At 62.8% G+C, this 24,895-nt stretch carries 23 protein-coding genes and 4 tRNA genes; 16 read left to right on the top strand and 11 right to left on the bottom strand.

Annotated features, from left to right (window positions below; all coding sequences use genetic code 11):
- Positions 1-2: 2 nt before the first annotated feature.
- From def to orn, 4 genes are all read right to left on the bottom strand, one after another.
- The gene (gene def / locus ACX80O_RS09795) at positions 3-575 is read right to left on the bottom strand and encodes a peptide deformylase (protein ID WP_459307153.1); all 573 of its coding nucleotides are present in this window, start codon (positions 573-575) and stop codon (positions 3-5) included.
- A 35-nt stretch (positions 576-610) separates the two neighbouring features.
- Entirely contained in the window at positions 611-1,765 is a 1,155-nt protein-coding gene (locus ACX80O_RS09790) for an acyl-CoA dehydrogenase family protein (RefSeq protein WP_459307155.1), read from the bottom strand.
- Between the two features lie 117 nt (positions 1,766-1,882).
- Positions 1,883-1,955: transfer RNA gene (locus tag ACX80O_RS09785), tRNA-His, on the bottom strand.
- A gap of 139 nt (positions 1,956-2,094) precedes the next feature.
- Positions 2,095-2,697, bottom strand: coding sequence for an oligoribonuclease (orn, locus tag ACX80O_RS09780; protein WP_459333327.1), 603 nt, complete (start codon positions 2,695-2,697; stop codon positions 2,095-2,097).
- 477 nt (positions 2,698-3,174) lie between these two features.
- Here orn and mptB point away from each other — a divergent pair, with 477 nt between their 5' ends.
- The 5 genes from mptB (at position 3,175) to ettA (ending at position 8,190) form a co-directional block, all read left to right on the top strand.
- The gene (gene mptB / locus ACX80O_RS09775; RefSeq protein WP_459307159.1) at positions 3,175-4,704 is read left to right on the top strand and encodes a polyprenol phosphomannose-dependent alpha 1,6 mannosyltransferase MptB; all 1,530 of its coding nucleotides are present in this window, start codon (positions 3,175-3,177) and stop codon (positions 4,702-4,704) included.
- A gap of 55 nt (positions 4,705-4,759) precedes the next feature.
- Positions 4,760-5,170 (top strand): DUF3224 domain-containing protein, encoded by a 411-nt coding sequence (locus tag ACX80O_RS09770; protein WP_459307161.1) that lies wholly within the window; start codon positions 4,760-4,762, stop codon positions 5,168-5,170.
- A gap of 164 nt (positions 5,171-5,334) precedes the next feature.
- Positions 5,335-5,407 (top strand) — tRNA-Arg (locus ACX80O_RS09765).
- Between the two features lie 296 nt (positions 5,408-5,703).
- Positions 5,704-6,396, top strand: a complete 693-nt coding sequence (locus tag ACX80O_RS09760; protein ID WP_459333326.1) for a single-stranded DNA-binding protein — start codon at positions 5,704-5,706, stop codon at positions 6,394-6,396.
- A gap of 111 nt (positions 6,397-6,507) precedes the next feature.
- On the top strand, positions 6,508-8,190 hold the full coding sequence (gene ettA / locus ACX80O_RS09755) for an energy-dependent translational throttle protein EttA (protein WP_459307165.1): 1,683 nt from the start codon (positions 6,508-6,510) through the stop codon (positions 8,188-8,190).
- 191 nt (positions 8,191-8,381) lie between these two features.
- Here the strand turns inward: ettA and ACX80O_RS09750 are convergent, their stop codons facing one another.
- Positions 8,382-9,263 carry an acyl-CoA thioesterase gene (locus ACX80O_RS09750; protein ID WP_459333325.1) on the bottom strand — a complete coding sequence of 294 codons (882 nt, stop codon included), beginning with the start codon at positions 9,261-9,263 and terminating at the stop codon, positions 8,382-8,384.
- Between the two features lie 165 nt (positions 9,264-9,428).
- Here ACX80O_RS09750 and ACX80O_RS09745 point away from each other — a divergent pair, with 165 nt between their 5' ends.
- Positions 9,429-9,911, top strand: a complete 483-nt coding sequence (locus ACX80O_RS09745) for an acyl-CoA thioesterase (RefSeq protein ID WP_459307169.1) — start codon at positions 9,429-9,431, stop codon at positions 9,909-9,911.
- 2 nt (positions 9,912-9,913) lie between these two features.
- Entirely contained in the window at positions 9,914-10,582 is a 669-nt protein-coding gene (locus ACX80O_RS09740) for a DUF8185 domain-containing protein (protein WP_459307170.1), read from the top strand.
- Positions 10,583-10,611: 29 nt separating this feature from the next.
- Here ACX80O_RS09740 and ACX80O_RS09735 read toward each other — a convergent pair whose 3' ends face one another.
- Entirely contained in the window at positions 10,612-11,088 is a 477-nt protein-coding gene (locus ACX80O_RS09735; protein WP_459333324.1) for a globin, read from the bottom strand.
- Positions 11,085-11,702, bottom strand: a complete 618-nt coding sequence (locus tag ACX80O_RS09730; RefSeq protein ID WP_459307174.1) for a mechanosensitive ion channel family protein — start codon at positions 11,700-11,702, stop codon at positions 11,085-11,087. The genes ACX80O_RS09735 and ACX80O_RS09730 overlap by 4 nt, the downstream gene beginning before the upstream one ends.
- A 92-nt stretch (positions 11,703-11,794) precedes the next feature.
- On the opposite strand from ACX80O_RS09730, the gene ACX80O_RS09725 reads away from it, so the two are divergent.
- The gene (locus ACX80O_RS09725) at positions 11,795-12,796 is read left to right on the top strand and encodes an NAD-dependent epimerase/dehydratase family protein (protein ID WP_459333323.1); all 1,002 of its coding nucleotides are present in this window, start codon (positions 11,795-11,797) and stop codon (positions 12,794-12,796) included.
- Here ACX80O_RS09725 and ACX80O_RS09720 read toward each other — a convergent pair.
- Both ACX80O_RS09720 and pepN read right to left on the bottom strand, forming a co-directional pair.
- Complete coding sequence (locus tag ACX80O_RS09720) at positions 12,793-13,287, bottom strand: OsmC family protein (protein ID WP_459307178.1); 495 nt, start codon at positions 13,285-13,287, stop codon at positions 12,793-12,795. The two genes, ACX80O_RS09725 and ACX80O_RS09720, sit on opposite strands and share 4 nt — an antisense overlap.
- Before the next feature lie 30 nt (positions 13,288-13,317).
- Positions 13,318-15,870, bottom strand: coding sequence for an aminopeptidase N (gene pepN / locus ACX80O_RS09715; RefSeq protein ID WP_459333322.1), 2,553 nt, complete (start codon positions 15,868-15,870; stop codon positions 13,318-13,320).
- A gap of 174 nt (positions 15,871-16,044) precedes the next feature.
- Between pepN and ACX80O_RS09710 the strand changes: the two genes are divergently transcribed.
- Both ACX80O_RS09710 and ACX80O_RS09705 read left to right on the top strand, forming a co-directional pair.
- Positions 16,045-16,524, top strand: a complete 480-nt coding sequence (locus ACX80O_RS09710; RefSeq protein WP_459307180.1) for a ribose-5-phosphate isomerase — start codon at positions 16,045-16,047, stop codon at positions 16,522-16,524.
- Positions 16,524-17,489 (top strand): Fpg/Nei family DNA glycosylase, encoded by a 966-nt coding sequence (locus ACX80O_RS09705; protein ID WP_459333321.1) that lies wholly within the window; start codon positions 16,524-16,526, stop codon positions 17,487-17,489. Before ACX80O_RS09710 ends, ACX80O_RS09705 begins: the two co-directional genes overlap by 1 nt.
- A 61-nt stretch (positions 17,490-17,550) precedes the next feature.
- Here the strand turns inward: ACX80O_RS09705 and ACX80O_RS09700 are convergent.
- Positions 17,551-17,621: transfer RNA gene (locus tag ACX80O_RS09700), tRNA-Gly, on the bottom strand.
- Between the two features lie 132 nt (positions 17,622-17,753).
- On the opposite strand from ACX80O_RS09700, the gene ACX80O_RS09695 reads away from it, so the two are divergent.
- The 6 genes from ACX80O_RS09695 to ACX80O_RS09670 all read left to right on the top strand — a co-directional run bounded on the left by ACX80O_RS09695 (position 17,754) and on the right by ACX80O_RS09670 (position 23,174).
- A tRNA-Pro gene (locus ACX80O_RS09695) sits at positions 17,754-17,827 on the top strand.
- An 86-nt stretch (positions 17,828-17,913) separates the two neighbouring features.
- A complete protein-coding gene (gene tig, locus ACX80O_RS09690; protein WP_459333320.1) occupies positions 17,914-19,467 on the top strand; it encodes a trigger factor in 1,554 nt (517 codons plus the stop codon).
- A 234-nt stretch (positions 19,468-19,701) separates the two neighbouring features.
- Entirely contained in the window at positions 19,702-20,298 is a 597-nt protein-coding gene (locus ACX80O_RS09685; protein ID WP_459307270.1) for an ATP-dependent Clp protease proteolytic subunit, read from the top strand.
- Positions 20,299-20,351: 53 nt separating this feature from the next.
- A complete protein-coding gene (locus tag ACX80O_RS09680) occupies positions 20,352-21,026 on the top strand; it encodes an ATP-dependent Clp protease proteolytic subunit (protein WP_196840595.1) in 675 nt (224 codons plus the stop codon).
- A 166-nt stretch (positions 21,027-21,192) separates the two neighbouring features.
- Positions 21,193-22,485 (top strand): ATP-dependent Clp protease ATP-binding subunit ClpX, encoded by a 1,293-nt coding sequence (gene clpX, locus ACX80O_RS09675; protein ID WP_459333319.1) that lies wholly within the window; start codon positions 21,193-21,195, stop codon positions 22,483-22,485.
- 59 nt (positions 22,486-22,544) lie between these two features.
- Positions 22,545-23,174, top strand: a complete 630-nt coding sequence (locus tag ACX80O_RS09670; protein ID WP_459333318.1) for a mycothiol-dependent nitroreductase Rv2466c family protein — start codon at positions 22,545-22,547, stop codon at positions 23,172-23,174.
- A 128-nt stretch (positions 23,175-23,302) separates the two neighbouring features.
- Here ACX80O_RS09670 and ACX80O_RS09665 read toward each other — a convergent pair whose 3' ends face one another.
- Complete coding sequence (locus ACX80O_RS09665; protein ID WP_459333317.1) at positions 23,303-24,421, bottom strand: hypothetical protein; 1,119 nt, start codon at positions 24,419-24,421, stop codon at positions 23,303-23,305.
- Positions 24,422-24,895: the final 474 nt, after the last annotated feature.

The raw sequence follows: 24,895 nt of genomic DNA, 5'->3' as shown, positions 1-24,895 counted from the left end.
CCCTAGTGGCCGAACGGGTCCGGATCCACCCCTGGCATCCACGTCAGCCCGGGAACGCCCCAGGCGTTGTTCTTGATGGCCTTGCGGGCCGCACGCGAGTACGGTTCGGCGAGCCGGTCGACGTACAGCTTGCCTTCAAGGTGGTCGTATTCGTGCTGCATGCAGCGCGCAAACCAGCCAGTAGCCACAAACTCACGTGGTTCGCCGAAGCCGTCAAAGCCGGTGACCTTGACCCATTCGGCGCGCTTGAGGGGGAAGGACTCGCCAGGGACCGACAGGCAGCCCTCGGACTCCTCCTCCGGGTCGGGCTCCGCGCCAGAGATTTTCGTGGTCACCAGCGACGGGTTGACCAGCACGCCGCGCGGCGGCACGTCGTCGTCGTTCACCATCCCGTACACGAAAATCCGCTGGCCCACGCCGATCTGCGGTGCGGCCAGGCCCACGCCGTTGGCCTCGTCCATCGTGTCGAACATGTCCGCGATGAGGGTGCGCAACTGCTCGTCGAATTCGGTGACGACGGCGGCGCGGCGGTGCAGGACAGGCTCACCGGTGATGGTGACTGGATGAACGGTCATTGTCGCTTTCCTGAAAGGTGATGGTAAGGGGTGGTCTAGCTAGCGATGTGGCGGCCGACGACGTCGCGCATGATCTCGCTGGTACCGCCGAAAATGGTGAGCAGCCGGGTCGCGAGGAACGCCTGAGCGACCGGGTATTCCAAGATGTACCCGTACCCGCCATGGAGTTGGAGGCAGCGGTCGGTGATGGAGGTGGCGCGCTCGCTGGCCCAGAGCTTGACGCGGGCGGCGCTGGCGGCGTCAAGGGTGCCGGCGTTGAAGGCGAGCATGGCCTGGTCGACGTAGGTTTCGGTGACCTCGACCTCGGTGAGAATGTCGGCCAGCTGGTAGCGGGTGTTCTGAAAATCGATGACCCGCTCACCGAAGGCGTTGCGTTCCTTGGTGTAAGTGACCGTTGCCTCGTAGCTGGCGCGGGACACGGCCGACGCGGCGACGGCAATCGCGAGCCGTCCCTGCGGCAACTGCTCGGCGGCGTACCGTAGCCCGTGGCCCAGCTCCCCCACGAGATTGTTGCCAGTAACCCTGACCTCGTCGAAGAACAGTTCGGCGGTATCGGAGGCTTTCAGGCCCATCTTGTCGAGCTGCTTCCCGGTGTTGTATCCCTCCCCTTTCTCCACCATAAACAGGGAGAAGGAGTCGGCGGAGCCACGGCCGGTGCTGCCGTCGGTGCGGGCCAGCACCAAAGAGGCGTCGCCGCTGATGCCGTTGCCGATGAAGGTCTTTTGCCCCGAGATCAGCCAGTCGTCGCCGTCGCGCACCGCCTTGGTGCGAATGCCCCTCAGATCGCTCCCGGCGCCTGGTTCAGTCCAGGCGACGCTGGTGACGCGTTCGCCGGTGACCATCGGGGGGAGCCAGCGGGCTTTGAGGTCCTCGGAGCCATAGGCGAGGAGGTGGGGGAGCACCATATCGTCATGGAGATGGAACGCCAGTGCGACGGCGAGATGGTTGGTTTTGGCGAATTCCTCATCCATCACGGCGCGGAACCGGTAGTCCGGCATCCCCGCGCCGCCAAATTCCTCCGGTACGGCGAGGCCCAGGAGTCCCTGCTCGCCGGCGGCGGTCCACAGCGAGCGCGGCATGAGGTGGTCGCGGTCCCATGCGGCGTACTGCGGGGACACCTCGCGGGAGGTAAATTCGGCCGCGACCTCGCGAAACAGCAGATGGTCTTCTTCGAACACGGTGCGTTCCATGCGGTCCAACCTCCACGGTGGTTCAACGCCAGCTGACGCCAGCGTAGGTCCTATAGGTAAGGCCGCCCCCGACATTCTTCAGGGACGGCCTTCCGGGTCATGCTGTGACCTTCTCGGGGTGAGTAACGGGGCTTGAACCCGCGACCTCCTGGACCACAACCAGGCGCTCTGCCAACTGAGCTATACCCACCATGTGCCTTCGGCCATGATGCCAACTCCGCGGACGAATCCGGGCGGTTGACACCTACAAAAGGCAGCGCAGACAAGTCTACACAATTTTTGGGGTCCCTCGGCCACCGCCAGGTCGACCGAGGGATTCGGCTCTTTCCCTACTCGGCCAACGCCCCGGCGATTGCCTTGCTGGTAGCCGAATCAGGCCCCGGGCTGGGCACGAAAACGGATTCCCGGTAGTAACGCAGCTCACGGATGGAATCGCGGATATCGCCCAGTGCCCGGTGCCCGCCGCTTTTCGCGGGGGACTGGAAGTAGGCGCGGGTGAACCACCGGCGCGCGAGCTCCTTGATGGTCGACACATCGATGACCCGGTAGTGCAGGTGCTCGATCACGGCGGGCATGTCACGGGCGAGGAACGATCGGTCGGTTCCGACCGAGTTGCCGCCCAGTTGCGCCTTCCGGGGTTCGGGAACCCATTTGGTGATGTACCTGAGAACCTCCGCCTCGGCTGCCGCCATGCTGATGCCCTGCGGCAGTTCAGTCAGTAGCCCCGACGTCGTGTGCATGTCGCGCACGAAATCTCCCATCTGGGCGAGGGCGACGTCGTCGGGCTTGATGACGACGTCGACTCCTTCCCCAAGAATGTTCAGCTCGGAATCGGTCACGAGAACTGCAACTTCGATGAGTGCGTCGGCTTCGAGGTCGAGCCCTGTCATTTCGCAGTCAATCCAGACAATGTGTTCATTAGATATCGGCACCCCCCAAATGTACCGTGAGATCGGGCGCGGGGGTGGCTCCACTAGCGGCCGCACTCAACGCGATGCCGGGGGCCCGAGTCCAGCTCCAGCATCCAAAGAGAGGCCCCACAAGCGTCCGGGATAGAAACACCCCAGACGAAAGATCCGTCAGCGGGTTTCCGCCGGTTGACAGGTTCCCACTGTGGCGCCCCACAGCCATCAACCACCGAATCGTCAAGGAATACTGGTCACGCTCAGTCCAGCCCCAGACTGAGCGCGCGATGACGCACTGAGATGATCCACTGATGCAACGCTCTGAAAAGTGCGGCGATCCCAGTCGGGAATCAGTCCTCAATGCTAAAATCTAGCCAGTCTGCCCGACCCGCTGCGCATCGGTCTAATAACAGCAGTCCAGCATCCCAGCAGTCCCAAAGCCAGTTGTCCCTCAAAAGAGTAAGACAAAGATTTAGTGTTTGACCGAGGATTGGATAAACCCAGATGACTGCCCAGGTGCCAGCTGACGCCTCGCAGCCCAGGATGGACGTAGCGGCGCCCGAGCGGCCGAACGTCGCCGTCATCCAGGGATTCATTGGATCCTTGCTGATGATGATCGGTTCGTATGGAGTGGGCTGGCTGTCGCTGGCCTCGGTCGAGTTGCGCCGGGTGCCCATTATCATCTGGATGCGGTTCGAGCCGGCTGGCGCAGTGGTGTCAGTGCTGATCCTGGCCCTTGGTGGCATGCTGCTGGTCCGTTCCTGGTTGCGGCTTGGTCAGCGCCTGCACGGCTGGGGTCCCGAGTCCCGGCCGGTCATCCTGCGTGCGGTCGTCGCCTGGGCTGCGCCGATGTGCCTCGCTCTCCCCCTCTTTAGCCGGGATGTTTTCGCCTATATCGCGCAGGGCCAGGTCATGGTGTCCGGTCTGAACCCGTACGTGGACGGGTATTCGCAGATCTCGAACTACCTGCAGATCGGGGCGGACGACATGTGGGCACAGAGTCCCACCCCGTACGGTCCGGTGTTCCTGTGGATCGAGGCCCTGGTGGTCGGTGTCACCAACGGCCAGCCGGACTTTTCAGTGCTGTTGTTCAGGCTGATCGCCGTGGTCGGTGTGGCACTGTGCGTCTACTACGTGCCAAAGCTTGCCGAGCTGCACGGCATCAACCCCAACCGGGCCCTTTGGCTGACAGCCGCCAACCCGCTTTTCCTGATCAACTTCATCGCCAGTATTCACAACGACTCACTGATGATCGGCCTTGCCCTCTGGGGTTTGTACCTCGCAGCAACCCAGAAACCGTTGCGCGCCATCGCGATCGTCACCCTTTCAATAGCCATTAAGCCCATCACGTTGATTTTCCTTCCCTTCATGGGGTTGATGTGGGCGGGGAAGGGAGCCAGCTGGCCGCGGAAATTCCTCTACTGGGCCCTCACCGCCGGCATGTCGTTTGGGATCCTCTGGATTATGGGGATGGTCAACGGATTTGGGTTTGGCTGGGTCGGAGCACTAAGCACCCCCGGTAGCGTCTGGATTTGGTACGCACCGATTGGCTTCCTGGGCATGGTCGTCATGATTCTCGCTGGCGCCCTCGGCTTTGATGGGCAGTCGTTCGCCGAGGTGGTCTACCTGCTCGGGCGACTCGTTTCGCTTGCCATCATTGGGTGGCTGATGTTCACGGGCGAGCACAGCAGGCTGGTGCGCCGACTTGCACTCGCCTTCGCCGCCATCGTCTTCCTCGCGCCGATGATCCAGTCCTGGTACGTGGTCTGGCTGATCCCGCTGTTCGCCGTGACGGGAATCCGGAACGATTGGCAGGTCAAGACTCTGTACTTCATGGTGTCCTTCTTCATGATCTACGCGATCTCGGATCAGCTGGATATTTTCCCGTACTTCGAGCTGAGCCTGACGGTTGCTCGGCAGGTGGCTGCGGTAGTGGCTTTGGGCTTCGCCCTGTACCTCGTGTTCCTCGATCCGAAGACTAAAATCCTCTTCAGGAAACGCTACGAAGAGCCAGTGGCGGGCGAGCTGCGCTGACCCCCGGAGGCCTCCCAAACATGCTTTCTCAGCCTGAACCGGCGATACTGGGTCGATGACCGACTCCACAGAACACCTCATCAGCGGCGATTTCGAAATCTCCGACTGGCGCCCAGAGTCCTACATCGTTCCGGGGTCGTCGAGCGAATTGTCCAGAGTCAGCGCCACCAAAGTCTTCAGTGGCGACGTCGCAGGAACCAGTTCAGCCGAACTGTTGATGGCGGGCAACGACTTCGGCGCGGGCTACGTGGCATCGGAAGTCTTCACTGGGTCGGTCGGCGGCAGGGTGGGCACTATGATCGTCCAACACTGGGGCATCGCCGAAGGGACGGCCGCGGCCAGTTCGGGCCATATCATCCCCGGATCAGGAACCGATGGACTCCAGGGTATCTCCGGCAAGGCAGTATATTCGCAGGACGCGGCGGGTCAGCATCACCTCGAACTCAAAGTGACCTTCGACGCGTAGCGAGCCTGGCCGGCTACCCGCTTCCTTTACTCCCTACCCGTTCAGCGGGGTCAAGCTGGACCCCCGGGGCCGGTATTGTCAGCCCGAATGTCCTGGTTTACCCCGCGTGTCCAGACTGCTCACCGTTACGGTGGCGACGGGCAGCGTAGTAACCTAGAAAAGTCGCCCCCGTAGCTCAGTGGATAGAGCAACGGCCTTCTAATCCGTTGGTCGCGCGTTCGAATCGCGCCGGGGGCACCCAAGCATTGCCGCGGGGATTGGCTGAGTATGCGCCGACCGCGGAGCAGTGGGCCGCGGCGACCGTGCGGCCCACTCGATCGCACCGCTCCGGGTAGTTCGTGCGCAAATACGTGGGTCACACCATCATGCTGCCAGGCAAACTCGCCGGAGGTCGTCTTCTCCTCCACACAGCGTCGTCTCTCTCGGGTTGTCCACATACCAGCACCCACCATCCCGCGGGGCCGCCGTTGGGGCTGGAATGGGGTGTGCTGGCATGCCCGCCAGCGTACCCAATTCCGCTGAAGGGGAATTCGATGAGCGACAACATCACAGTACGAGGCTACGTAGCCACCGATATGAAGTCCGGCGTCGCTGAGAGCGGCCTTGCCTACGCCAGTTTCCGGATGTGTTCGACCGAACGCCGATTCGATCGGAACAGCAATTCGTGGACTGACGGGCAAACCAACTGGTACGCCGTGTCGATGTTCCGTCAACTGGCAACCAATGCCGGGGTGAGCATCAGGAAGGGCGACAAGGTGGTGGTGAGCGGCCGTCTTAGGGTTCGGCCGTGGATCCTTGAGGACGGGCGTACCGGCACCTCGGTAGACATTGATGCCGAAACCGTCGGACACGACCTGATGTGGGGGACTGCCCACTTCCATCGGACCAGCTCGGACCGCGCGGGTGGCGAATCGTCCACCGCCGGTGATCCGCTCGATGTGGAGGCAGCGGACGTGAACTTTCCCAACGTGGATCATGCCACTGGAGAGATCCTGGGTGATGCGGGAGGTTACCCGAACGTATCGGGTAACACGGATCCGTCCAAGCACGGCAACTGCCCGGGCGATGGCAACACCTCCGACAACCTGGTTGGCCCGGCCGGCGCCGACGGTGGGGGCTCAACCGATACCGGGGGCTTAACCGATACCGGGGGCGCGGTGGATCCCTCCGACAACCGGCCCAAGGCCAAGCGGTCCGGACGCCAGCTCACTGATGCACCGTTTTAGAGCGCCGGTGGGTGCGCGGGGGTGATGGCGTCTAGCGGCTATCGAGGGGTGAGCACGCTAGCCGGCGCACACAAATGGGAGATAGTTGGCTCCACCGACTAGCCTTGAGGCATGGCGGAATTTATCTACACAATGACCAAGGCACGCAAGGCTGTCGGCGACAAAGTTATCCTCGACGACGTCAGTATGTCCTTCTATCCCGGCGCGAAGATTGGCGTCGTGGGCCCCAACGGCTCGGGCAAGTCCACCATCCTGAAGATCATGGCTGGCCTCGACACCCCTTCGAACGGCGAAGCGAAGCTCAGCGCCGGGTACTCGGTGGGGATCCTGCTGCAGGAACCTCCGCTGAACGAGGAGAAGACTGTCCTGGGCAACGTGCAGGAAGGTGTCGGCGAGATTTACGGCAAGATCCAGCGCTTCAATGAGATCTCCGAAGAAATGGCCAATCCCGACGCTGACTTCGACAACCTGCTCGAGGAAATGGGTAAGTTGCAGGAAGCCATCGACGCGGCTGACGCCTGGGACCTGGACTCGCAGCTCGAACAGGCTATGGACGCGTTGCGCTGCCCGCCGCCGGAAACCGATGTGACCATCCTGTCGGGTGGTGAACGGCGCCGTGTCGCCTTGTGCAAGCTGCTGCTCCAGAAGCCTGATCTGTTGCTCCTTGATGAGCCCACTAACCACCTCGACGCGGAAAGCGTGCTGTGGTTGGAACAGCACCTTAAGAGCTACGCCGGCGCTGTCCTCGCCGTCACCCACGACCGGTACTTCCTGGATCACGTTGCCCAGTGGATTGCCGAAGTGGACCGTGGCCACCTCTACCCTTACGAGGGCAACTACTCTACCTACCTGGAGAAGAAGCGTGCCCGCCTCGAAGTGCAGGGCAAGAAAGACGCCAAGCAGTCGAAGCGTCTCACCGAAGAACTCGAGTGGGTGCGCTCCAACGCCAAGGGCCGCCAGACCAAGTCCAAGGCAAGGCTCGCCCGCTACGAGGAGATGGCTTCGGAAGCTGAGCGGACCAAGAAGCTCGACTTCGAAGACATCCAGATCCCACCCGGACCGCGCCTGGGCAGCCAGGTCATCGAAGCGGCAAACCTGCGCAAGGGCTACGACGATCGCATCCTGATCGACGGTCTGTCCTTCTCCCTGCCCCGCAACGGTATCGTCGGGGTGATCGGCCCCAACGGTGTGGGTAAGACCACGCTGTTCAAGACCATCGTGGGACTCGAACCCATTGACGGTGGCAAGCTGACCATTGGCGATTCGGTCAAGATCTCTTATGTTGACCAGTCGCGTGGTGGAATCGATCCCGAGAAGACTCTGTGGGAAGTGGTCTCCAATGGACACGACTTTATTCAGGTGGGTCAGGTTGAGATGCCGTCGCGCGCTTATGTATCAGCCTTCGGCTTCAAGGGACCCGACCAGCAGAAGCGGGCGGGCGTGTTGTCCGGTGGTGAGCGTAACCGCTTGAACCTCGCCCTGACCCTCAAACAGGGTGGAAACCTGTTGCTTCTCGACGAACCGACCAACGACCTCGACGTCGAAACCCTGTCCAGCCTGGAAAACGCGCTACTCGAATTCCCGGGCTGCGCCGTCGTGGTGTCCCACGATAGGTGGTTCCTCGACCGGGTCGTCACCCACATCCTCGCGTATGAGGGAACGGAAGAGAATCCGGACAAGTGGTACTGGTTCGAAGGAAACTTCGAGTCCTACGAGGAGAACAAGATCGAACGGCTCGGCCCCGACGCCGCAAAGCCTCACCGCGTCACCCACCGCCGCCTCACCCGCGACTAAGAGCGGGCCGGCGGCGAGCCGGGCACAGCGGCCAATGCCTGGCCGGCGGAATCGCCGGAAAGGAGCGCCCAGACCGTCGAGGGTCGGGGCGCTCCTTGTGGGTCGGGTCAGCATTGCATCGAGTCAACAGAAACCACGTGCATGGGGCGATTTTTCCGGTTATCGGTGGTGACTCGATCCGGGTGGGGGCCTCACGGGACCCGAACCATGCCCTCCTGGGCCACTGTTGCGACCAGCGCCCCGGCCCGGTTGAAGATCTGGCCGGTCGACAATCCGCGTGCGCCCGAGGCGCTGGGGGACTGCTGCACATAGAGCAACCACTCATCCACCTTTACCGGACGGTGCCACCACATGGCATGATCCAGGCTCGCCACGCTCATCCCGGGCGTGACCCAGCTCAGTCCATGCTGACGCAGGATCGACTCGAGCAGCGTGTAGTCGCTGGCATAGGCAAGCGCAGCCCGATGCAACCCCTGGTCCTCCGGCATCGGGGCAAACGTCTTCATCCAGACCGCGTTGCGTGCCACCCGATCGCCGTCGTGCTGCACATACAGCGCACCATCCACATGACGGATGTCGAACGGCCGGTCAAAAGACCAGGCCCGCGCCAACGGATGGTCCAGCTCACCCAGCAGGTCGGCGGTGCTCGGTAGGGACTCCGGGTCAGGCATCCCCTCGGGCATCCGCTCCTGATGGCTCAGGCCGTCGCCGGGCTGCTGGAAGGAAGCGATCATCGACAGGATGGGGACACCATTCTGGTAGGCGTGGGCGCGCCGGGCCGAGAAGGAACGCCCATCACGCAACCGCTGCACCCCGAAGGTGATCGGCTCGAGTGCGTCGCCGGCCCGCAGGAAGTAGGCATGCATCGAGTGGACCTCCCGGGTGGGCTCGACGGTGCGAATCGCGGCGATCAGTGCCTGCGCCAACACCTGACCGCCGAAGATCCGACGCCCCGACTGCTGCACCGAGGTGCCCACGAAGATTTCCTCGTCGGTCTGCGCTCCATCCGCGCTGCTGAGATCAAGCAGGTTGACCAGCGTTTGGGTTGGATCGACGGTGGACTCGACAGCCATAGATACGTTCTCCTTGTGATGCGGCGATGCTCAGGGCAGCAGCGACGCCGTAACGACGCCGAGAGTACCTCTGACCTTAGTTGCACACGCCCGCGGCCCTCAACACCGGTCAGCATTCGGCGGCAGCGTTTAGCTGCGGCTGGAACCTTTTGAGAGGATGGGGGCATGCCTCGGATCCAGCGCTTCCCCATTCAGCTACGCTTCGGCGACGAAGATTCCTACGGACACGTCAACAACGTGCGATTCCTCCAGTACCTCGAAGATGCGCGCGTCCAGTTCATCCACCTGCCGCTCCCGGATACCGCGCAGGGCGACGCCGAACCGGCGGACACCCTCCTCGACCTGATCGGACCGGACCACTTCACCCTCGTCGCGCGGCACGAGATCGAGTACTCGGCACCGCTGAACTACCGCCCCAGCCCACTGGAGATCACCATCTGGGTCACCGGCGTCGGTGGCTCGAGCTTTGACCTCGGCTACCGGATCGCCGAACCCGATGGATCGATCAGTTATGCGCTCGCCGTCTCCACCATGATCCTGGTCAACCGGGTCACCGGCCGGCCCACGAAACTAGGCGACGCCCAACGGGCAGCCCTTGAGCACTGGCGTGGGGAACCGGTGGCCTTCCGACGTCGACAGACCGTCTGACGATGGAACACCACTCGCCAGCCACCGATCTGGTTTTCACTGACCCGTTAGTCGTCGCCGACCTGCGCACCTTCATTGCCCGGGCCAGGGCAGCCGACGACGGCGCAGTCCGGTTTCAGGCGTCGGGGACCGTACTCGCCGCGTACATTTGCATTCTGCGGCCGCGCATCCTCGGCGAGGCGACCCCCACCGTGCTGGGTCTGCGGACCATGCCGTTGGCCACTCCGGCGCACGTGGACACGACAGTTGCCCTCGCCTCGGTATCGGACCGGCTGGCCCGGCTGGCAGAGACCGACGCCGTCCTGCAGATCCCGCCAACCACAGTTACCGAAAGCTGGGCGGGAGTCCTCCCCCCACGGGCGGGCTGGGAACCTCGGGGCGATCTGAGCTCGGACCTGGTCGAGGCGGCCGCCAGGAACGGTATCCGAGAAGTCGCCCAAACCGTTCCGAACAATCCTGGTGCCCTGATCGTGAACAGCGCCCGGGGGGCCATCTGGGGCAGGACCATTGAGGATCTGCCTGTCGACGTCCCCGCTGGTGCAGCTTTTGGTGCTTTCGCCCTGGGATTCCTGGCGAAGGGTGAACGGCTCTCAATCCTGTCCAACGGCCGCTGGACGAGAATCAGCACCCCACGCGGCCATGTGCTCTCGCGCACCCCGACGCTGCTGTGAGAAGGTCCCGCACGGGAGACCAGCAACCGTTAGGCGGAGTTGACCATCGAGTGAGCCGCCCGCTCGAGGTAGTCCCACAGGGTCGCTTCGTGGAGGGGTGCCAGCCCCAGTGAGTCGACGGCAGCACGCATATGCGTCAACCAGCGGTCGCGTGCCTGCGGCGACACGGTGAACGGCATATGCCGCATCCGCAGGCGGGGATGACCTCGCTGATCGCCGTAGGTCTTCGGGCCGCCCCAGTACTGTTCAAGGAACATCAGCAGGCGTTCCTTCGCGGGCCCAAGGTCCTCTTCCGGGTACATGGGACGCAAGAGCGCATCGTTAGCGACGCCATCGTAGAAGGCATCAACGAGTTTCACGAACACCGGATGGCCGCCGACCGCCGCATAAAAGTTGTCGGTGTAGGCAGGCTGGTCGAAACGCGGTCCCACCGGCGTCAGTTTGGCGAGCGACTCCCCGAAGCGGGAGGGGATGGGAATGCCCTCGGTGTTTCCAGGCGTGGTCATGGTTGGTCTCCTGTCGGTTCGGTGACAACTGCCGGGGCAACATAGTCTCCCTGCGAACGGTTGCCCACCTTCATGATGTCCCCGTTGCGGATGTACCAGATGGCGCCATTGTCGTCGATCAGGCGGGTAATCCGTAGTCCGACCGACTGCACCACCCCTACCGTGTCGCCCACCTCGATCGTGTCGCCAATTCCGTACTGGTCCTCAAGGGTGATGAAGAATCCGAGAAACGCGTCCCTGATGATTTCGCGGGCCCCGAAACCGATGGCGATACCCACGATTCCCACGCTGGCGAGGATGGGACCGATGTCCACTCCCAGCGCCTGCAGGGCCATCATGATGGCGATGACCGCAATGGTGAGCCCTGAGACACTGCGCAGGAGCGCCCCGATCGTCTCGGTGCGCTGGACCCGCCGCTTGTGGTCCAGAGTGCGAAGCACCGGTTGCGCCCACTTGAAGTGCGGCTTCTTGAATAGATCCGATCCGCTGCGCACCCGCCGGACCATCCGGTTAATGACGAAGCGGACCACCAGCCACAGCACCAGCCCCGCCACGAGAATGACGGCGACATTAAGTAGCTGATCTCCTAAACCAATCTGGGCGGGCGACTGCATGGGGGCGTGACCATTTCCTTCACAAACGGGGTTTCTCTCCGCCAGCGGCGGAAAGGGTGTCTGCTCCTAGGCTAGCGCCGTAGGCTGAGCCGATGCGCATCCTGATCCTCGGCGGTACAGTATTTCTCTCCCGGCGGATTGCCGAATCGGCTCTTGGCCTGGGGCACCAGGTCACCTGTCTGGCCCGGGGGACCTGGTCGGGCCCGCCGGACGGGGCTGTATTCGTGAGGGCTGACCGGGACGGCCCCACCCCGTACGCCGACGTCGATCGGGATTGGGATGCCGTGATCGAGGTGTCGTGGCAGCCCCGCCAGGTCAGGGAAGCCCTCGAAGCGCTCACTGCTCGGACCAGGCACTGGGTGTACGTCTCAAGTTGCTCCGTCTACGCGGACAACACGGTGCCCGGCGGGGACGAGTCAGCGGCGCTGTTGACCGCGTACGACGACGACGGGCCCGCTCCGAGCGAATCCTACGGCGAGGCGAAGGTGGCGTGCGAGCAACTGTGCCAGCAGCACCGGGAAGGGCAGGTGCTGATCACCCGTCCGGGTTTGATCTGTGGCCCGGGAGATGGCAGCGACCGGTTCGGGTACTGGCCGGCCCGGCTGGCGCGCGGAGGCGAGGTGCTGGTCCCGGCCATCCAAGACGCTTTTACCCAGACCATCGACCTGGACGACCTCGCTGAATGGCTCATCGCGGCCGCAGACCGGCGGCTGACCGGAGTGTTCAACACTGTCGGGCCGGCAGTGAGGTTTGGGGACCTGATCGCCATCACCGCAGCGCAGGTCGGGTTCAACGGCTCGCTCACGTCGGTCGAACCCGGGTGGCTGGTCGACCACGGGGTGGGCTACTGGACTGGACCGGACTCCTTGCCGCACTGGCTGCCGGAAGGCTATGAGGGCCATGGTGCCCGATCGGTCAAGGCCGCCCTGGCCGAAGGACTTCACCAGCGGCCCGTTCAGGACACTATTGCCCGGGTGCTGCAGGACGAACGACGTCGTGGGCTCGCCCGCGAGCGAAAGTCGGGGCTGAGGCCCGACGCCGAGTCCCGGCTCCTCGCCCAGTGGCACCAGACGGGGCACAGCAAGGGGCACTAGGCGTGCTGCTGTGCGTCCTCGGCGACCACCACGACCGGCTCATGGTTGACCGGGAAATTCACTGACCGCGCAATGAAGCACGATGCTGCGGCGTCCCGGTGGATGGCCTGAGCCGTGTACTTCGCCAGCTGGTCGGTGATCGTCACCCGCGGCTTGAGGGTAACACTGAGGAACTCACCGCTACCGTCGGCGTTCAACCGCATGGTGCCGACGGCAGCGTCCTCATAGGCAGTCACCACCACACCGTGCTTCACCGCCATATGGAGGTAGGCCAGCATGTGGCACTGGGATAACGCGGCAAGCAGCAACTGCTCAGGGTTCCATCTGTCTTTGGCCCCATGAAACGTGGGGTCAGCCGTGCCCAGCAGCACCGGCGGACCCGCGGCAGACACCTCGTGTTCCCGGCCGTAGCCGCGGTACGAACGGGTCCCTTCGCCGTGATTACCGGTCCAGGTGACGTCTACCCGATAGTGATGCTCGGAGAGGTTCATGGCTCAAAACTACACCCCAAACCACCTGTTTTACCGGTCTACGGCCTGAGCTTTGAGAGCGCGCGCAATTCCGTCCTGGCTCTCCAGGATCAGCCGGCGCAGGGAGGTACTTCCCGCGTCGAGCGCGGCAAGGAAAGCCGACGACTTGTCGAGGGTGTCCTGGGTGGTCAACCGGGACGGATACAAGCCGACGATGATCTGCTGGGCGATCTCGTGGGTCCGGCTGGCCCAGATATCCTGCGCCGCAGCAAAGTACAGGTCAACAAACGGCGCGAGTACCGCTGGGTCATGGACGCGCATGAACCCGGCAATTGCTGACCGCTGGGCTGCGTTCGGCATGTCTGAGCGCTCAACAATAGTGTGCCAGGCCTCTGCCTTCGCCTCAGGCGTCGGGATGGCTGCCGTTGCCTGGACAGCTGCGAGTTGTCCGGTTGCCGTCGCATCGCGTTCCAGTTCCGCGTCGATCTCCGGCTGCGCAAACCTGCCACCAGCGACCAGCGATGACACCAGTTCCCAGCGCAGGTCGGCGTCGATCTCCAGAGCCTCCGGAACTGCGAAGCCGGTGAAGATCGCTTCGATCGAATCGAGATGGGCGTCGGTCTGGGCATGTCCGGCGAATGCCTTGACGAACTGCAGCTGGGCATCCGAACCGGCGTCGGCACTCTGGGCGAGTTTCCAGAGGCTGTCGGCGGCCGCCACGGTCATGGCTGACCGGTCGGTGGGGTTTACGTAGAAGGCGAGGGTAGCGGCGAGCTGGCGCAGCAGCACCAGCATGACTGATGAGTCGGATTCCGAGCCGATGTTCTGCAGGATCAGCTCCACATAGTTCCGTGCGGGGGTCTCACCGTCGCGGGCTGCATCCCAGGCGGAGGCCCACACCAGGGTGCGGGGAAGCGAGTCGTTGATGTCTTTGAGATGGTGGGTAGCCGTGCGGAGCGACACCTCGTCGAGGCGGATCTTGGCGTAGGCCAGGTCGTCGTCGTTGAGCAGTACCAGGTCGGGGCGGGTGCGCCCCACAAACTCCGGCACGTCGGTGCGTTCGCCGTCGACGTCGAGCTCCACCCGGTCGGTGCGCTGCAGTTTCCCGTCGGCGTCGAGCGTGTAAAAGCCGATCGCGAGCCGGTGCGGGCGGATGGTGGGGTACTCTGCCACCGCCGACTGGAGCACGGCGAAACTGGTGATGGCGCCGTCGTCGTCGGTCGTCAGTTGCGGACGCAGGGTGTTCACGCCTGCTGTTTCCAGCCACAAGGCCGACCACCCCTTCAGATCGCGACCGCTGGCCCGCTCCAGCTCGGAGAGAAGATCGACGAGCTCGGTGTTCTTCCAGGAGTGCTTGCCGAAGTATTCCCTGACGCCTTCCATGAACTTGTCCTGGCCCACCCAGGCCACCAACTGCTTGAGTACCGAGGCACCCTTGGCGTAGGTGATGCCGTCGAAGTTGACCTGGACGTCTTCCAGATCGTTGATTTTTGCGACGATCGGGTGGGTGGAGGGAAGCTGATCCTGACGGTAGGCCCAGGCCTTCTCCAGTGAGGCGAATGTGGTCCACGACTGCTTGAACTCGGTGGCCTCGGCGGCGGCGAGGGTGGACATGAACTCGGCGAACGATTCGTTCAGCCACAGATCGTTCCACCAGCGCATGGTCACCAGGTCGCCGAACCACATGTGGGCCAGCTCGTGCAGGATGGTTATGGCCCGGCGTTCGACTGTCGCATCAGCGACCCGGGACCTGAAGACGTAGCTCTCCAGGAACGTCACAGCGCCGGCGTTCTCCATGGCGCCGGCGTTGAACTCGGGGACAAAGAGCTGGTCGTACTTAACGAACGGGTAGGGAGTGCCGAATTGCTCCTCGAAGAAGGCAAAGCCCTGGCGGGTCAGAGCAAAAATGTTTTCTGCATCGAGGTGCTGCATGAGGGACTTTCGGGCAAACACACCCAGGGGAATGACCCGTCCATCGGAGCTGGTGAGTTCGCTGCGCACCGACTGGTAGGGCCCCGCAATCAGTGCTGTGACGTAGGAGGACAGCATAGGGGTGGGTTCGAAGGACCAGATGGCCGTGGCGCCGCCGTCGGCGGCCAAGCCTCCGTCCACCGCAGCGGGAGTGGGGGAGTTGGAGATGATGTCCCAGTGCGACGGCGCTGTCACAGTGAAGCTGAAGGTCGCTTTGAGGTCCGGCTGCTCGAAGACGGCGAAAACACGCCGCGAGTCCGGGACCTCGAACTGGGTGTAGAGGTAGACCTCGTTGTCTACCGGGTCAACGAAGCGGTGCAGGCCCTCGCCGGTATTCATGTAGAGCATGTCGGCGTCGATGACCAGCTCATTGGAGGCGGCCAGACGGGGCAGCTGGATGCGGATCCCGTCGGAGACCTCGGCTGGATCCAGCTCGGCGCCGTTCAATGTCACCAGCGACACCTTGTCCGTGACAGCGTCGATGAACGTTGAGGCGCCGTCGGTGGCCTCGAACTTAACTACTGTCCTGGAACCGAAGGTAGTGTCACCGCGGGTGAGGTCCAGAGCGATCTCGTAGGAGGTGACTGTTAAGATGTCGGCGCGGGTTCGTGCCTCGTCGCGCGTCAGATTCATGCCTGGCAAGGTGATGCCTTTCGGAAAACGGTGGCTGATGCCCTGCGGGTGGCGGGCGTCGTCTGTGATGCAGCTTACGCAGCACAGCCATTCTTTCACCACCCGCGGCAAACGAGCACCCTTAGCCAGGAAGTAGTCTTAACAGCACACCTACCCCATCGAAACGGACATTTCATGCGCGTTCACATCGCCACTGACCACGCTGGCATGGAGCTCAGTGCCCACCTGATCGAGCACCTGCGCCGCTCTGGTCACGAGGTTGTTGATCATGGGCCCCAGGCTTACGACGCCGAGGACGACTACCCGGGATTCTGCATCAACGCAGCCCGGGCGGTAGTCATCGACCAGCAGGCAGGCCGCGACGCGCTGGGCATTGTGCTGGGCGGATCAGGCAACGGCGAGCAGATGGCGGCCAACAAGGTGCGGGGAATCCGTGCGGCCCTGGCCTGGAGCCTGGACACCGCGAAGCTGGCACGTCAGCACAACGACGCCAATGTGGTGGCCGTGGGCGGACGGCAACACTCGGTGGACGAGGCAACACTGATTGTCGAGGCGTTCCTCGCGGAGCCGTTCAGCGAGGCCGACCGTCACATCCGCCGGATCGGCCAGATCGCCGCCTATGAGACCACCGGCAGCGTCGACCGGCAACCCTGATGCCTGAAGGCCATTCGATTCACCGGTTGGCGTTGCAGCTGTCGTCCGTTTTCGGCGGACACCGCGTGGCTGCGTCGAGCCCGCAGGGGCGGTTTGCCGCGGGCGCAGCCGGACTCGATGGGCGCGTACTGACTCGCGCCACAGCCCACGGGAAACAGTTATTCGTCGAGTTCGCTGATGCCCCCGACGAAAGTCCAACCCCGCCCATCTTCCTGCGGGTGCATCTGGGGCTGTACGGGGCATGGAGCTTCGGCGGCGACACGTCCTGCATGGGCGCCTCAAGCATCGGAGCGCCCCGCAAGGTAGGGGAACAGGAACTGGCGGGCGCCCCGGACGCCGACTACAGCGGGCCGCCAGCCCCGGTTGGAGCGGTCCGCCTGCGCCTCGTCAGTGATTTCGGCTGGGCCGATCTGCGCGGCCCGACAGCATGTGAGGTGATCACCGAGCCCGAGCGGGATGCCGTCGTCGCACGGCTCGGCCCTGACCCCCTCGGCGGCCAGAACAGCGCCGCCGCGGGTCGCGGCAGGGGCAGTGCCGGTGGCAGCGTTCCAGCCCACGACGACGTCACTGAGTTCGCGTCCGGCCTGCGCAAGAGCGCCAGCCCGGTAGGCCTGCTGCTGATGAACCAGGCCGTGATTGCAGGGGTCGGGAACATCTATCGGGCTGAAGCGCTATTCAGGCAACGATTGGACCCGTGGCGCCCGGGAAAATCCATCAGCACTCAGGAAGCAACGGTTCTATGGGAGGACATCGTCCAGATCATGAGGGGCGGGGTGCATGCCGGACGGATCATCACCACGGCGGCAGCGGACCGTTCCTCGTCGTCGTCCCGTGTCAAGCGCGAGGACGCCCACTATGTCTACGGCCGGGCGGGGTTGCCCTGCCGTCGGTGCGGCACGTCAGTGGCGGTTACCGAGCTAGCTACCCGAAAGCTGTACTGGTGTCCCGCATGCCAGGCTCCCTGACGGCCTTTGACAAAAAAGCACCCGGCGCCGAAGGGCGGGGTGCTTTTCTTTGGCCGATGCGAGGGGATGACGGGAATCGAACCCGCATCATCAGTTTGGAAAACTGAGGCTTTACCACTAAGCTACATCCCCGAGAACCTGAGCATATTAGTGACTACAGGAGTTGCCCAGAGCGTCGGAACGCCTATAACTACATCACAGGCAGTGCCGTTTAGCCAAATGTGCAACTGGAGCAAAATTTACGTAGACTAATGGCTGCACTCACGGGGTGTAGCTCAGCTTGGTAGAGCGCCTGCTTTGGGAGCAGGAAGTCGCAGGTTCAACTCCTGTCACCCCGACTCTGCATTATCGCCGCGGATACCTATCCGGTAGATCCACGGACGCCGTGTGGTCATCATCTTCAATCATTCAGGAGTACTACGCCGTGAAGAGCGCTGTCGAAAACCTCACTCCCACGCGAGTGAAGCTAAATGTGGAGATCCCGTTCGAGGAGCTCAAGCCCAACATTGATGCGGCTTACAAGACCATCTCCGCCCAGGTCCAGGTACCGGGCTTCCGCAAAGGACGTGTCCCCAACCAGCTGATTGATCAGCGTGTAGGTCGCGGCTACGTCATCGAGACTGCCATCAACGACGGCTTGAATGACTTCTACCAGAGCGCCGTCCAGGAAAGCGGCATCCGGCCCCTGACCCGCCCCGAGGTAGAGATCACTGAGGTGCCAGACCCCGCAGCCAAGGATGGACAGCTCCTGTTCACTGTCGAGCTGGACGTTCGCCCAGATATCACCCTCCCCGAATATTCAGGCCTCGAGGTAATTGTCGAAGCCGCCGAGGCGTCCGACGTCGACGTCGACAAGGCGCTCGATGAGCTGCGCGGCCGGTTCGGAACCTTGACCGCCGTTGATCGTCCCGCCGCTGACGGAGACTTCCTTACCCTGAGCCTGGTCGCAACCGTCGACGGCGAGCAGGTTGACGCAGCCCAGGACGTTTCGTACCAGGTTGGCTCCGGCACCATGCTCGAAGGCATGGATGAAGCAGTCACAGGTCTGAGCGCTGACGAGGACGCAATCTTTGAAACCACCTTGGCCCGCGGCGACAACGCCGGCAGCGATGCCCAGATCAAGGTTGAGGTATCGGCAGTCAAGGAACGCGAACTGCCTGAAGCGAACGACGACTTCGCCCAGCTTGCCAGCGAATTCGACACCATTGCTGAGCTGCGGGCCGACCTCACCAAACGTGCAGCCGATGAGAAGATTGAGGAGCAGGGCGTCGAAGCCCGCGATCTGGTTCTCGAAAAGCTGATCGAGCTCATCGAAGTGCCGGTTCCGGCAGCGTTCATCGATGACCAGCTGGAGCAGCACTTCACCGGTGAAAGCGCCCACGCCAACGCTGAGGGCCACGACACCGAAGAGCACCGCGCCGAAATCCGCGAGAACACCGAGCAGGCGTTCCGCAACGAAATGATCCTTGACGCGATCGCCGAGAAGGAAGAAATCGGTGTCAGCCAGCCTGAGCTGATCGACTACATCGTCTCGACCGCGGGTCAGTACGGCATGGAGCCAAACCAGTTCGCCCAGATGCTCGATCAGAGCGGCCAGGTTCCGATGATCGTCGGAGAAGTCCGTCGTCGCAAGGCACTCGCCAAGGTGCTGGAACTCGCCGTGGTGAAGGACAGCTCCGGTGCGGTTGTCGACCTGAGCGACTTCGTTCGTGCCGGCGACGAAGCCGACGACGCTCCTGCCGACGATTCGGCTCCCGCAAAAAAGCCGGCGAAGGCCACGGCAGCAGCCGAGAAGAAGCCTGCCGCCGAGAAGAAGACGGTTGCCGGGAAGAAGCCAGAAGCCGGGAAGAAGCCTGCAGCCGGGAAGAAGCCTGCGGCGAAGACCGCTGCGGCCGAAGCACCCGCCGCCAAGAAAGCAGCCACCAAGAAGCCTGCAAAGGCCACGCCCGCAGCTGACGAAGAGTCCAGCAAGGCGTAGTCTCACACTTCACGATCGAGGGCCGTCTTCCCGCAGGGAGGGCGGCCCTTAGCCGTTAAGTTGCCGGGCGCCCGCGCTGGTGCGCCGTCAGCGAACAGCCTCCGCAGCGGGATCAAACGAACCCTCAAACAAGTTACTGTCCAATGAGAGATAAACGGTCGGCTGCCGGCACCCGGCAGACCAACCAGAGTGAGAGGCTAACTTCCAATGGCAATCGAACCCACCACCCCGACCATGGCGACCGTAGACCCAGCAGGCCGCGATGACTACATCTATAACCGGCTCCTGAAGGAGCGCATTATCTGGCTCGGCTCCGAGGTCAGGGACGACAACGCCAACGCCATTTGCTCCCAGCTGTTGTTGTTGTCGGCCGAGGATCCTGATAAGGACATCTTCCTTTACATCAACTCACCCGGCGGATCCGTTACCGCGGGGATGGCGATCTACGACACCATGCAGTTCATCCCCAACGACGTCGTCACCGTCGCCACCGGGTTAGCCGCGTCGATGGGTCAGTTCCTCCTGTCCTCGGGCACCAAAGGCAAGCGCTACGCCACCCCACACGCCCGTGTCCTGATGCACCAGCCCTCCGGCGGTATCGGCGGCACCGCCTCCGACATCAGGATCCAGGCAGAACTGATCCTTCACATGAAGCGGGTGATGGCTGAGCTCACCGCTGAGCAGACCGGGCAGACGGTCGAGAAAATCCTGAAGGACAACGACCGCGACAAGTGGTTCACTGCTCAGGAAGGCCTCGAATACGGCTTCTTCGACAAGATCGCTGCGCATGCCAACTCGGTATCGGGCGGCGGCGGCACGCAGCGCGACTAACCATCGCGGCCTGCGCCCCTACCCACCTCAGCAGAGACCACCCAGGAGACACCATGAACCACAATTTTGGAGCCGCAGCAGGCGGCACCGCACCCCAGATGCCGTCCAACCGCTACGTCCTTCCCCAGTTTGAAGAGCGTACCCCCTACGGGTTCAAGCGCCAGGACCCCTACACCAAGCTCTTCGAGGATCGCATTATCTTCCTCGGCGTCCAGGTCGACGACGCATCCGCTGACGATGTCATGGCCCAGCTGCTGGTCCTCGAGTCGACCGATCCGGAACGCGACATCACGCTCTACATCAACTCGCCGGGCGGATCGTTCACGGCCATGACGGCCATTTACGACACGATGCAGTTCATCCGCCCTGAAATCCAGACGGTCTGCCTGGGACAGGCAGCGAGTGCGGCAGCAGTGCTGCTGGCGGCCGGCGCCCCCGGCAAGCGGCTCGCACTTCCCAATGCCCGCGTCCTGATCCATCAGCCGGCACTCGGGGGTGGCCAGGGCGGACAGGCATCGGATCTTGAGATCCAGGCAAACGAGGTCATGCGGATGCGCACCTGGTTGGAAGACACGCTGGCGCTACACAGCGGGAAGAGTTCCGAGCAGGTCAACATCGACATCGAGCGTGACAAGATTCTCACCGCCGCTGATGCCAAAGCGTACGGGCTGGTGGACGAGGTCCTGACCTCCCGCAAGATGACGCCTCCGAAGATCAACAAGCCCTAGTATCCTCTCGCCGAGGACCGGGCCCGTGGTGCGACACAATCAGCACCACGGGCCTTGTGATGCTGATTAGCAGCCCCGATTGTCCTAGAGTGGGGTAAGCGGCGGGATCCCGCTTGCCCGGGGACTCCGCTGTCTACACAACAGATCCACGTAAGGGGACTGACACATGGCTCGCATTGGTGAGAGCACAGACCTGCTGAAGTGCTCTTTCTGTGGGAAAAGCCAGAAGCAGGTCCGGAAACTTATTGCCGGACCTGGCGTCTACATCTGCGATGAATGCATCGACCTCTGCAACGAGATCATCGAGGAAGAGCTGTCCGAGGTCGCTGACCTCGGGACCTTCGAGCTACCAAAGCCCCGCGAGATCTTCGACTTTCTACAGGAATACGTCATCGGTCAGGAACCCGCCAAGCGGTCCCTCGCCGTCGCCGTCTACAACCATTACAAGCGGATCCAGTCCGGACACGCCCCCCGCACCACCGGAAATCTTGCCGACGCGGTGCCCACCGAAGACGTCGAGATCGCCAAGTCGAACATTCTTCTGATCGGTCCTACCGGTTGCGGTAAGACCTACCTCGCGCAGACACTTGCCCGCCGCTTGAACGTCCCCTTCGCGGTAGCCGACGCAACCGCGCTCACCGAAGCCGGATATGTCGGCGAAGATGTCGAGAACATCCTTTTGAAGCTCATCCAGGCCGCTGACTATGACGTCAAGAAGGCTGAGCAGGGCATCATCTACATCGACGAAATCGACAAGATCTCGCGCAAGAGTGAGAACCCGTCAATCACCCGGGACGTGTCGGGCGAGGGCGTTCAACAGGCCCTGCTGAAGATCCTTGAGGGTACAGTCGCCTCTGTGCCACCCCAGGGTGGTCGCAAACACCCGCATCAGGAATTCATCCAGATTGACACCACTAACGTGTTGTTCATCGTCGCCGGCGCCTTTGCGGGGCTGGAAGAGATCATCGGCTCCCGGGCGGGCCGCAAGGGAATCGGTTTCGGCGCTCCGCTGAGTTCATTGAAGAGCGAGGAGGTCAGCTACGGCGATGTGATGCCCGAGGATCTGCTTAAGTTCGGGTTGATCCCCGAGTTCATCGGCAGGTTGCCGGTGATCACCACGGTGACCAGCCTGGACCAGAAATCGCTGATGCAGATTCTGACCGAACCCAAGAACGCCCTTATCAAGCAGTTCCAGAAGATGTTCATGCTCGACGGCGTCGAACTGACCTTCGAGCCGAAGGCACTTGAGGCGATCGCCGATCAGGCCCTTGAACGTGGTACCGGGGCCCGAGGTCTGCGGGCCATCATGGAGGAAGTCCTCCAGCCGGTGATGTTCGACCTGCCAAGCCGGGACGACATCGCCACGGTGGTCATCACTGAGGCAGTGGTCGGCAAAAAGGCGGAGCCCACGTTGATCTCGCACGACGTCGTCGCGAAACGCCGGAACAAGTCAGCCTGACCGGTATCCTCCACCCGACAGGGCGGAATAGCCCGGCGCCCGCTCAGGTTGTACGGAATATGACTGAAACGATTTCTCCCTCAAACAATGTCCAGAAGGCCGATTTTTGGTTCGATCCCGTGTGCCCCTTCGCCTGGGTAACCTCACGGTGGATCGAAGAAGTGGAAAAGGTCCGCAGCATCACGGTCGACTGGCATGTCATGAGCCTCGCCGTCCTTAACGCCGGCCGGGATCTCCCTGAGGAATACCAAGGGTTGATGAAGCGGGCCTACGGGCCGGTGCGCGTCATCATCGCTGCCGCTGAACTCCACGGCAACGACAACATCAAAAGGCTGTACGACGCCTTGGGCACCCGGATCCACCAAGGCAAGAATGAGGACTTCGCTGCAGTCATCAGCGAATCCCTTGAAGAGGTCGGTCTTCCCGCCGAGCTGGCCGCCTACGCGACGAGCGACGAATACGACTCGCAGCTTCGCGCGTCCCATCAGGACGGAATCGACCGGGTCGGGGACGAGGTTGGAACCCCAGTTGTCGCATTCAACGGCACGGCGTTCTTCGGGCCAGTGCTGACCCGTATTCCCCGCGGCGAGGCCGCTGGTCGCGTCTTCGACGGCGCGGTGATGCTCGCCGAGTTCCCTGAATTCTTCGAACTGAAGCGCTCACGCACCGAGGACCCAGTCTTCGACTAACAGTGCCCAACAAAGCAACAGCCTCGGGACACGGACCGCAGGGATTTGTGTAGCAACCGTGATCTCTTTAGTGGTCGAGCCCCCCCTCACGGAGCGTTTCCCGGGTGGGGGAAACGCCCTGTGGGTCCTCAGTCGAGTTCGATCACCACCGGACAGTTGGAGATCCCTGGCAGGGCCCGGAGACCGTTCAACGATTTGTTGGCCGGTCCTGCTCCGGCGCTTGTCAGAAGGCCTGCCTGAAAGAGATTCGCAACCTCGTCATGATCCTTCAGCCGTATCCGTTGACCGTCCTCAATGGCTTGTTGCGTCCATAGGGCGGGCGTTACATCCCAGATGGGGGTGTAGTCGTTATCGCCAGGCACTACCTGGGTAATGTTCAACGGATCACCCTCACCGGCGACAGCCGATTGAAGTCCTTGGCGCTGAGGGTTCCCGGCCCCTCGGGGGCCGTTCACGATGGGGATGATCGCAGCGCGAGCGGATGTATCGCGGTCGAAGGTGGCCAACCCCGGCGCGAAGTCGAGGTTAGGTGCCCACGTGGATCCTTCGAGCGCCGCAACAAGTTCAATTGACGCGTCCTGGTGAAGGTATTGCACCCTGTTGCCTTCGTAGAAACCGTTCAGGGTCTTGAGCGTGACTCGGCGTTTCGCGATGTCAAGCCCGTTAGGCGCGATGGCATCATGGATTCCTGAAGCGTTAGCTACCTGTGTAGCGTTCAGCACCGTGCGTCCGTCGGGAGTCACAAGCGGGCTGTAGTCGGCATCTCCCACCGCTCCGGCCTGAACTGTGGCCGGTGGGAAGGCATCCGGTCCGGGCACTGCAATTCGGGTCGGGCTGAAGTCCACAGTGCCCGTGAAGTGGAGTAGCCCGTTCACCCGCGGCGCATGCTGTACAGCCTTGGTGCCCAAGGTGTTGACGAGCGACCCGGCATGGTTGATTCCGCGGCGTTCCGCGTCCCTCTTGTCGGATGATTCGGTGGCGACGTACCAGACGACTGCCCCGTCGTGGCGGCCTTCAAGGAGCGGTAGCGTGACGGTGCCGTTGGCGCTGTCCACCGCGATGGCGCTGTCCAGGAAAAGCTCAGCGCCTCCGGCGACCGCGGGCGAGCCAGCCGGAACCAACGCCATTGCTGCACCGAGAGCGATGATGCCCAGATTCTTTCGGGTGTTCGAGCGCTTCCGCCGCGAAGCGCGCATCGGGACGCTCATGGGTCCCGCTGTAATGCTGTGGCTGGGTTGGTTAGACATGGGATTCAGCTCCTTGATTGGGGGGATGCATCAAATCTAGGCCCGCTATCCAGTGGCGGACCTTACAGTCCTGTGACGCCAGTAAGGGTCTTCGCTCGCTATGGTGACGGGGTGGCACCACCGCGGCGACTTTCGGTCACCGCGGATGGACTTGCTGCGCGTCGTTTGTTGAGGAACGGTGGCCTAACCTGGTCATCCTGGATCGCACGGTTTCGGGGCTCGACGGTGCTGAGGCATGCAGGCGGTTACGGGTAGGTTCCGTACTGCGTCGCGCAGTACGACCGGAACCGGCGGTCAGATGCGGACAATTTCTACTGGACCCGGCCATCCGGACTATACAAGGTGACGTCGCCGCGGTGACCGTCACTGTGCGCCAATATGAACTCCTGGCGTTCTTCCCCCACCACCCGAATCAGGCCTTCACAAGAGCGGGACTGATCCGCGCGGCGGGGGATGGAAGTTTGTCAAGCCCCG

Source organism: Arthrobacter glycogeni (assembly GCF_054511155.1).
Note: the sequence above shows the minus strand (reverse complement) of the source record. Positions and strands in the feature narration are given on the sequence as shown.

Bases quoted from the DNA above. Each gene is read 5' to 3' on its own strand.
- def (WP_459307153.1), bottom strand. From the start codon at position 575: ATGACCGTTCATCCAGTCACCATCACCGGTGAGCCTGTCCTGCACCGC.
- ACX80O_RS09790 (WP_459307155.1), bottom strand. From the start codon at position 1,765: ATGGAACGCACCGTGTTCGAAGAAGACCATCTGCTGTTTCGCGAGGTC.
- mptB (WP_459307159.1), top strand. From the start codon at position 3,175: ATGACTGCCCAGGTGCCAGCTGACGCCTCGCAGCCCAGGATGGACGTA.
- ACX80O_RS09770 (WP_459307161.1), top strand. From the start codon at position 4,760: ATGACCGACTCCACAGAACACCTCATCAGCGGCGATTTCGAAATCTCC.
- ACX80O_RS09760 (WP_459333326.1), top strand. From the start codon at position 5,704: ATGAGCGACAACATCACAGTACGAGGCTACGTAGCCACCGATATGAAG.
- ettA (WP_459307165.1), top strand. From the start codon at position 6,508: ATGGCGGAATTTATCTACACAATGACCAAGGCACGCAAGGCTGTCGGC.
- ACX80O_RS09750 (WP_459333325.1), bottom strand. From the start codon at position 9,263: ATGGCTGTCGAGTCCACCGTCGATCCAACCCAAACGCTGGTCAACCTG.
- ACX80O_RS09745 (WP_459307169.1), top strand. From the start codon at position 9,429: ATGCCTCGGATCCAGCGCTTCCCCATTCAGCTACGCTTCGGCGACGAA.
- ACX80O_RS09740 (WP_459307170.1), top strand. From the start codon at position 9,914: ATGGAACACCACTCGCCAGCCACCGATCTGGTTTTCACTGACCCGTTA.
- ACX80O_RS09735 (WP_459333324.1), bottom strand. From the start codon at position 11,088: ATGACCACGCCTGGAAACACCGAGGGCATTCCCATCCCCTCCCGCTTC.
- ACX80O_RS09730 (WP_459307174.1), bottom strand. From the start codon at position 11,702: ATGCAGTCGCCCGCCCAGATTGGTTTAGGAGATCAGCTACTTAATGTC.
- ACX80O_RS09725 (WP_459333323.1), top strand. From the start codon at position 11,795: ATGCGCATCCTGATCCTCGGCGGTACAGTATTTCTCTCCCGGCGGATT.
- ACX80O_RS09720 (WP_459307178.1), bottom strand. From the start codon at position 13,287: ATGAACCTCTCCGAGCATCACTATCGGGTAGACGTCACCTGGACCGGT.
- pepN (WP_459333322.1), bottom strand. From the start codon at position 15,870: ATGAATCTGACGCGCGACGAGGCACGAACCCGCGCCGACATCTTAACA.
- ACX80O_RS09710 (WP_459307180.1), top strand. From the start codon at position 16,045: ATGCGCGTTCACATCGCCACTGACCACGCTGGCATGGAGCTCAGTGCC.
- ACX80O_RS09705 (WP_459333321.1), top strand. From the start codon at position 16,524: ATGCCTGAAGGCCATTCGATTCACCGGTTGGCGTTGCAGCTGTCGTCC.
- ACX80O_RS09685 (WP_459307270.1), top strand. From the start codon at position 19,702: ATGGCGACCGTAGACCCAGCAGGCCGCGATGACTACATCTATAACCGG.
- ACX80O_RS09680 (WP_196840595.1), top strand. From the start codon at position 20,352: ATGAACCACAATTTTGGAGCCGCAGCAGGCGGCACCGCACCCCAGATG.
- clpX (WP_459333319.1), top strand. From the start codon at position 21,193: ATGGCTCGCATTGGTGAGAGCACAGACCTGCTGAAGTGCTCTTTCTGT.
- ACX80O_RS09670 (WP_459333318.1), top strand. From the start codon at position 22,545: ATGACTGAAACGATTTCTCCCTCAAACAATGTCCAGAAGGCCGATTTT.
- ACX80O_RS09665 (WP_459333317.1), bottom strand. From the start codon at position 24,421: ATGTCTAACCAACCCAGCCACAGCATTACAGCGGGACCCATGAGCGTC.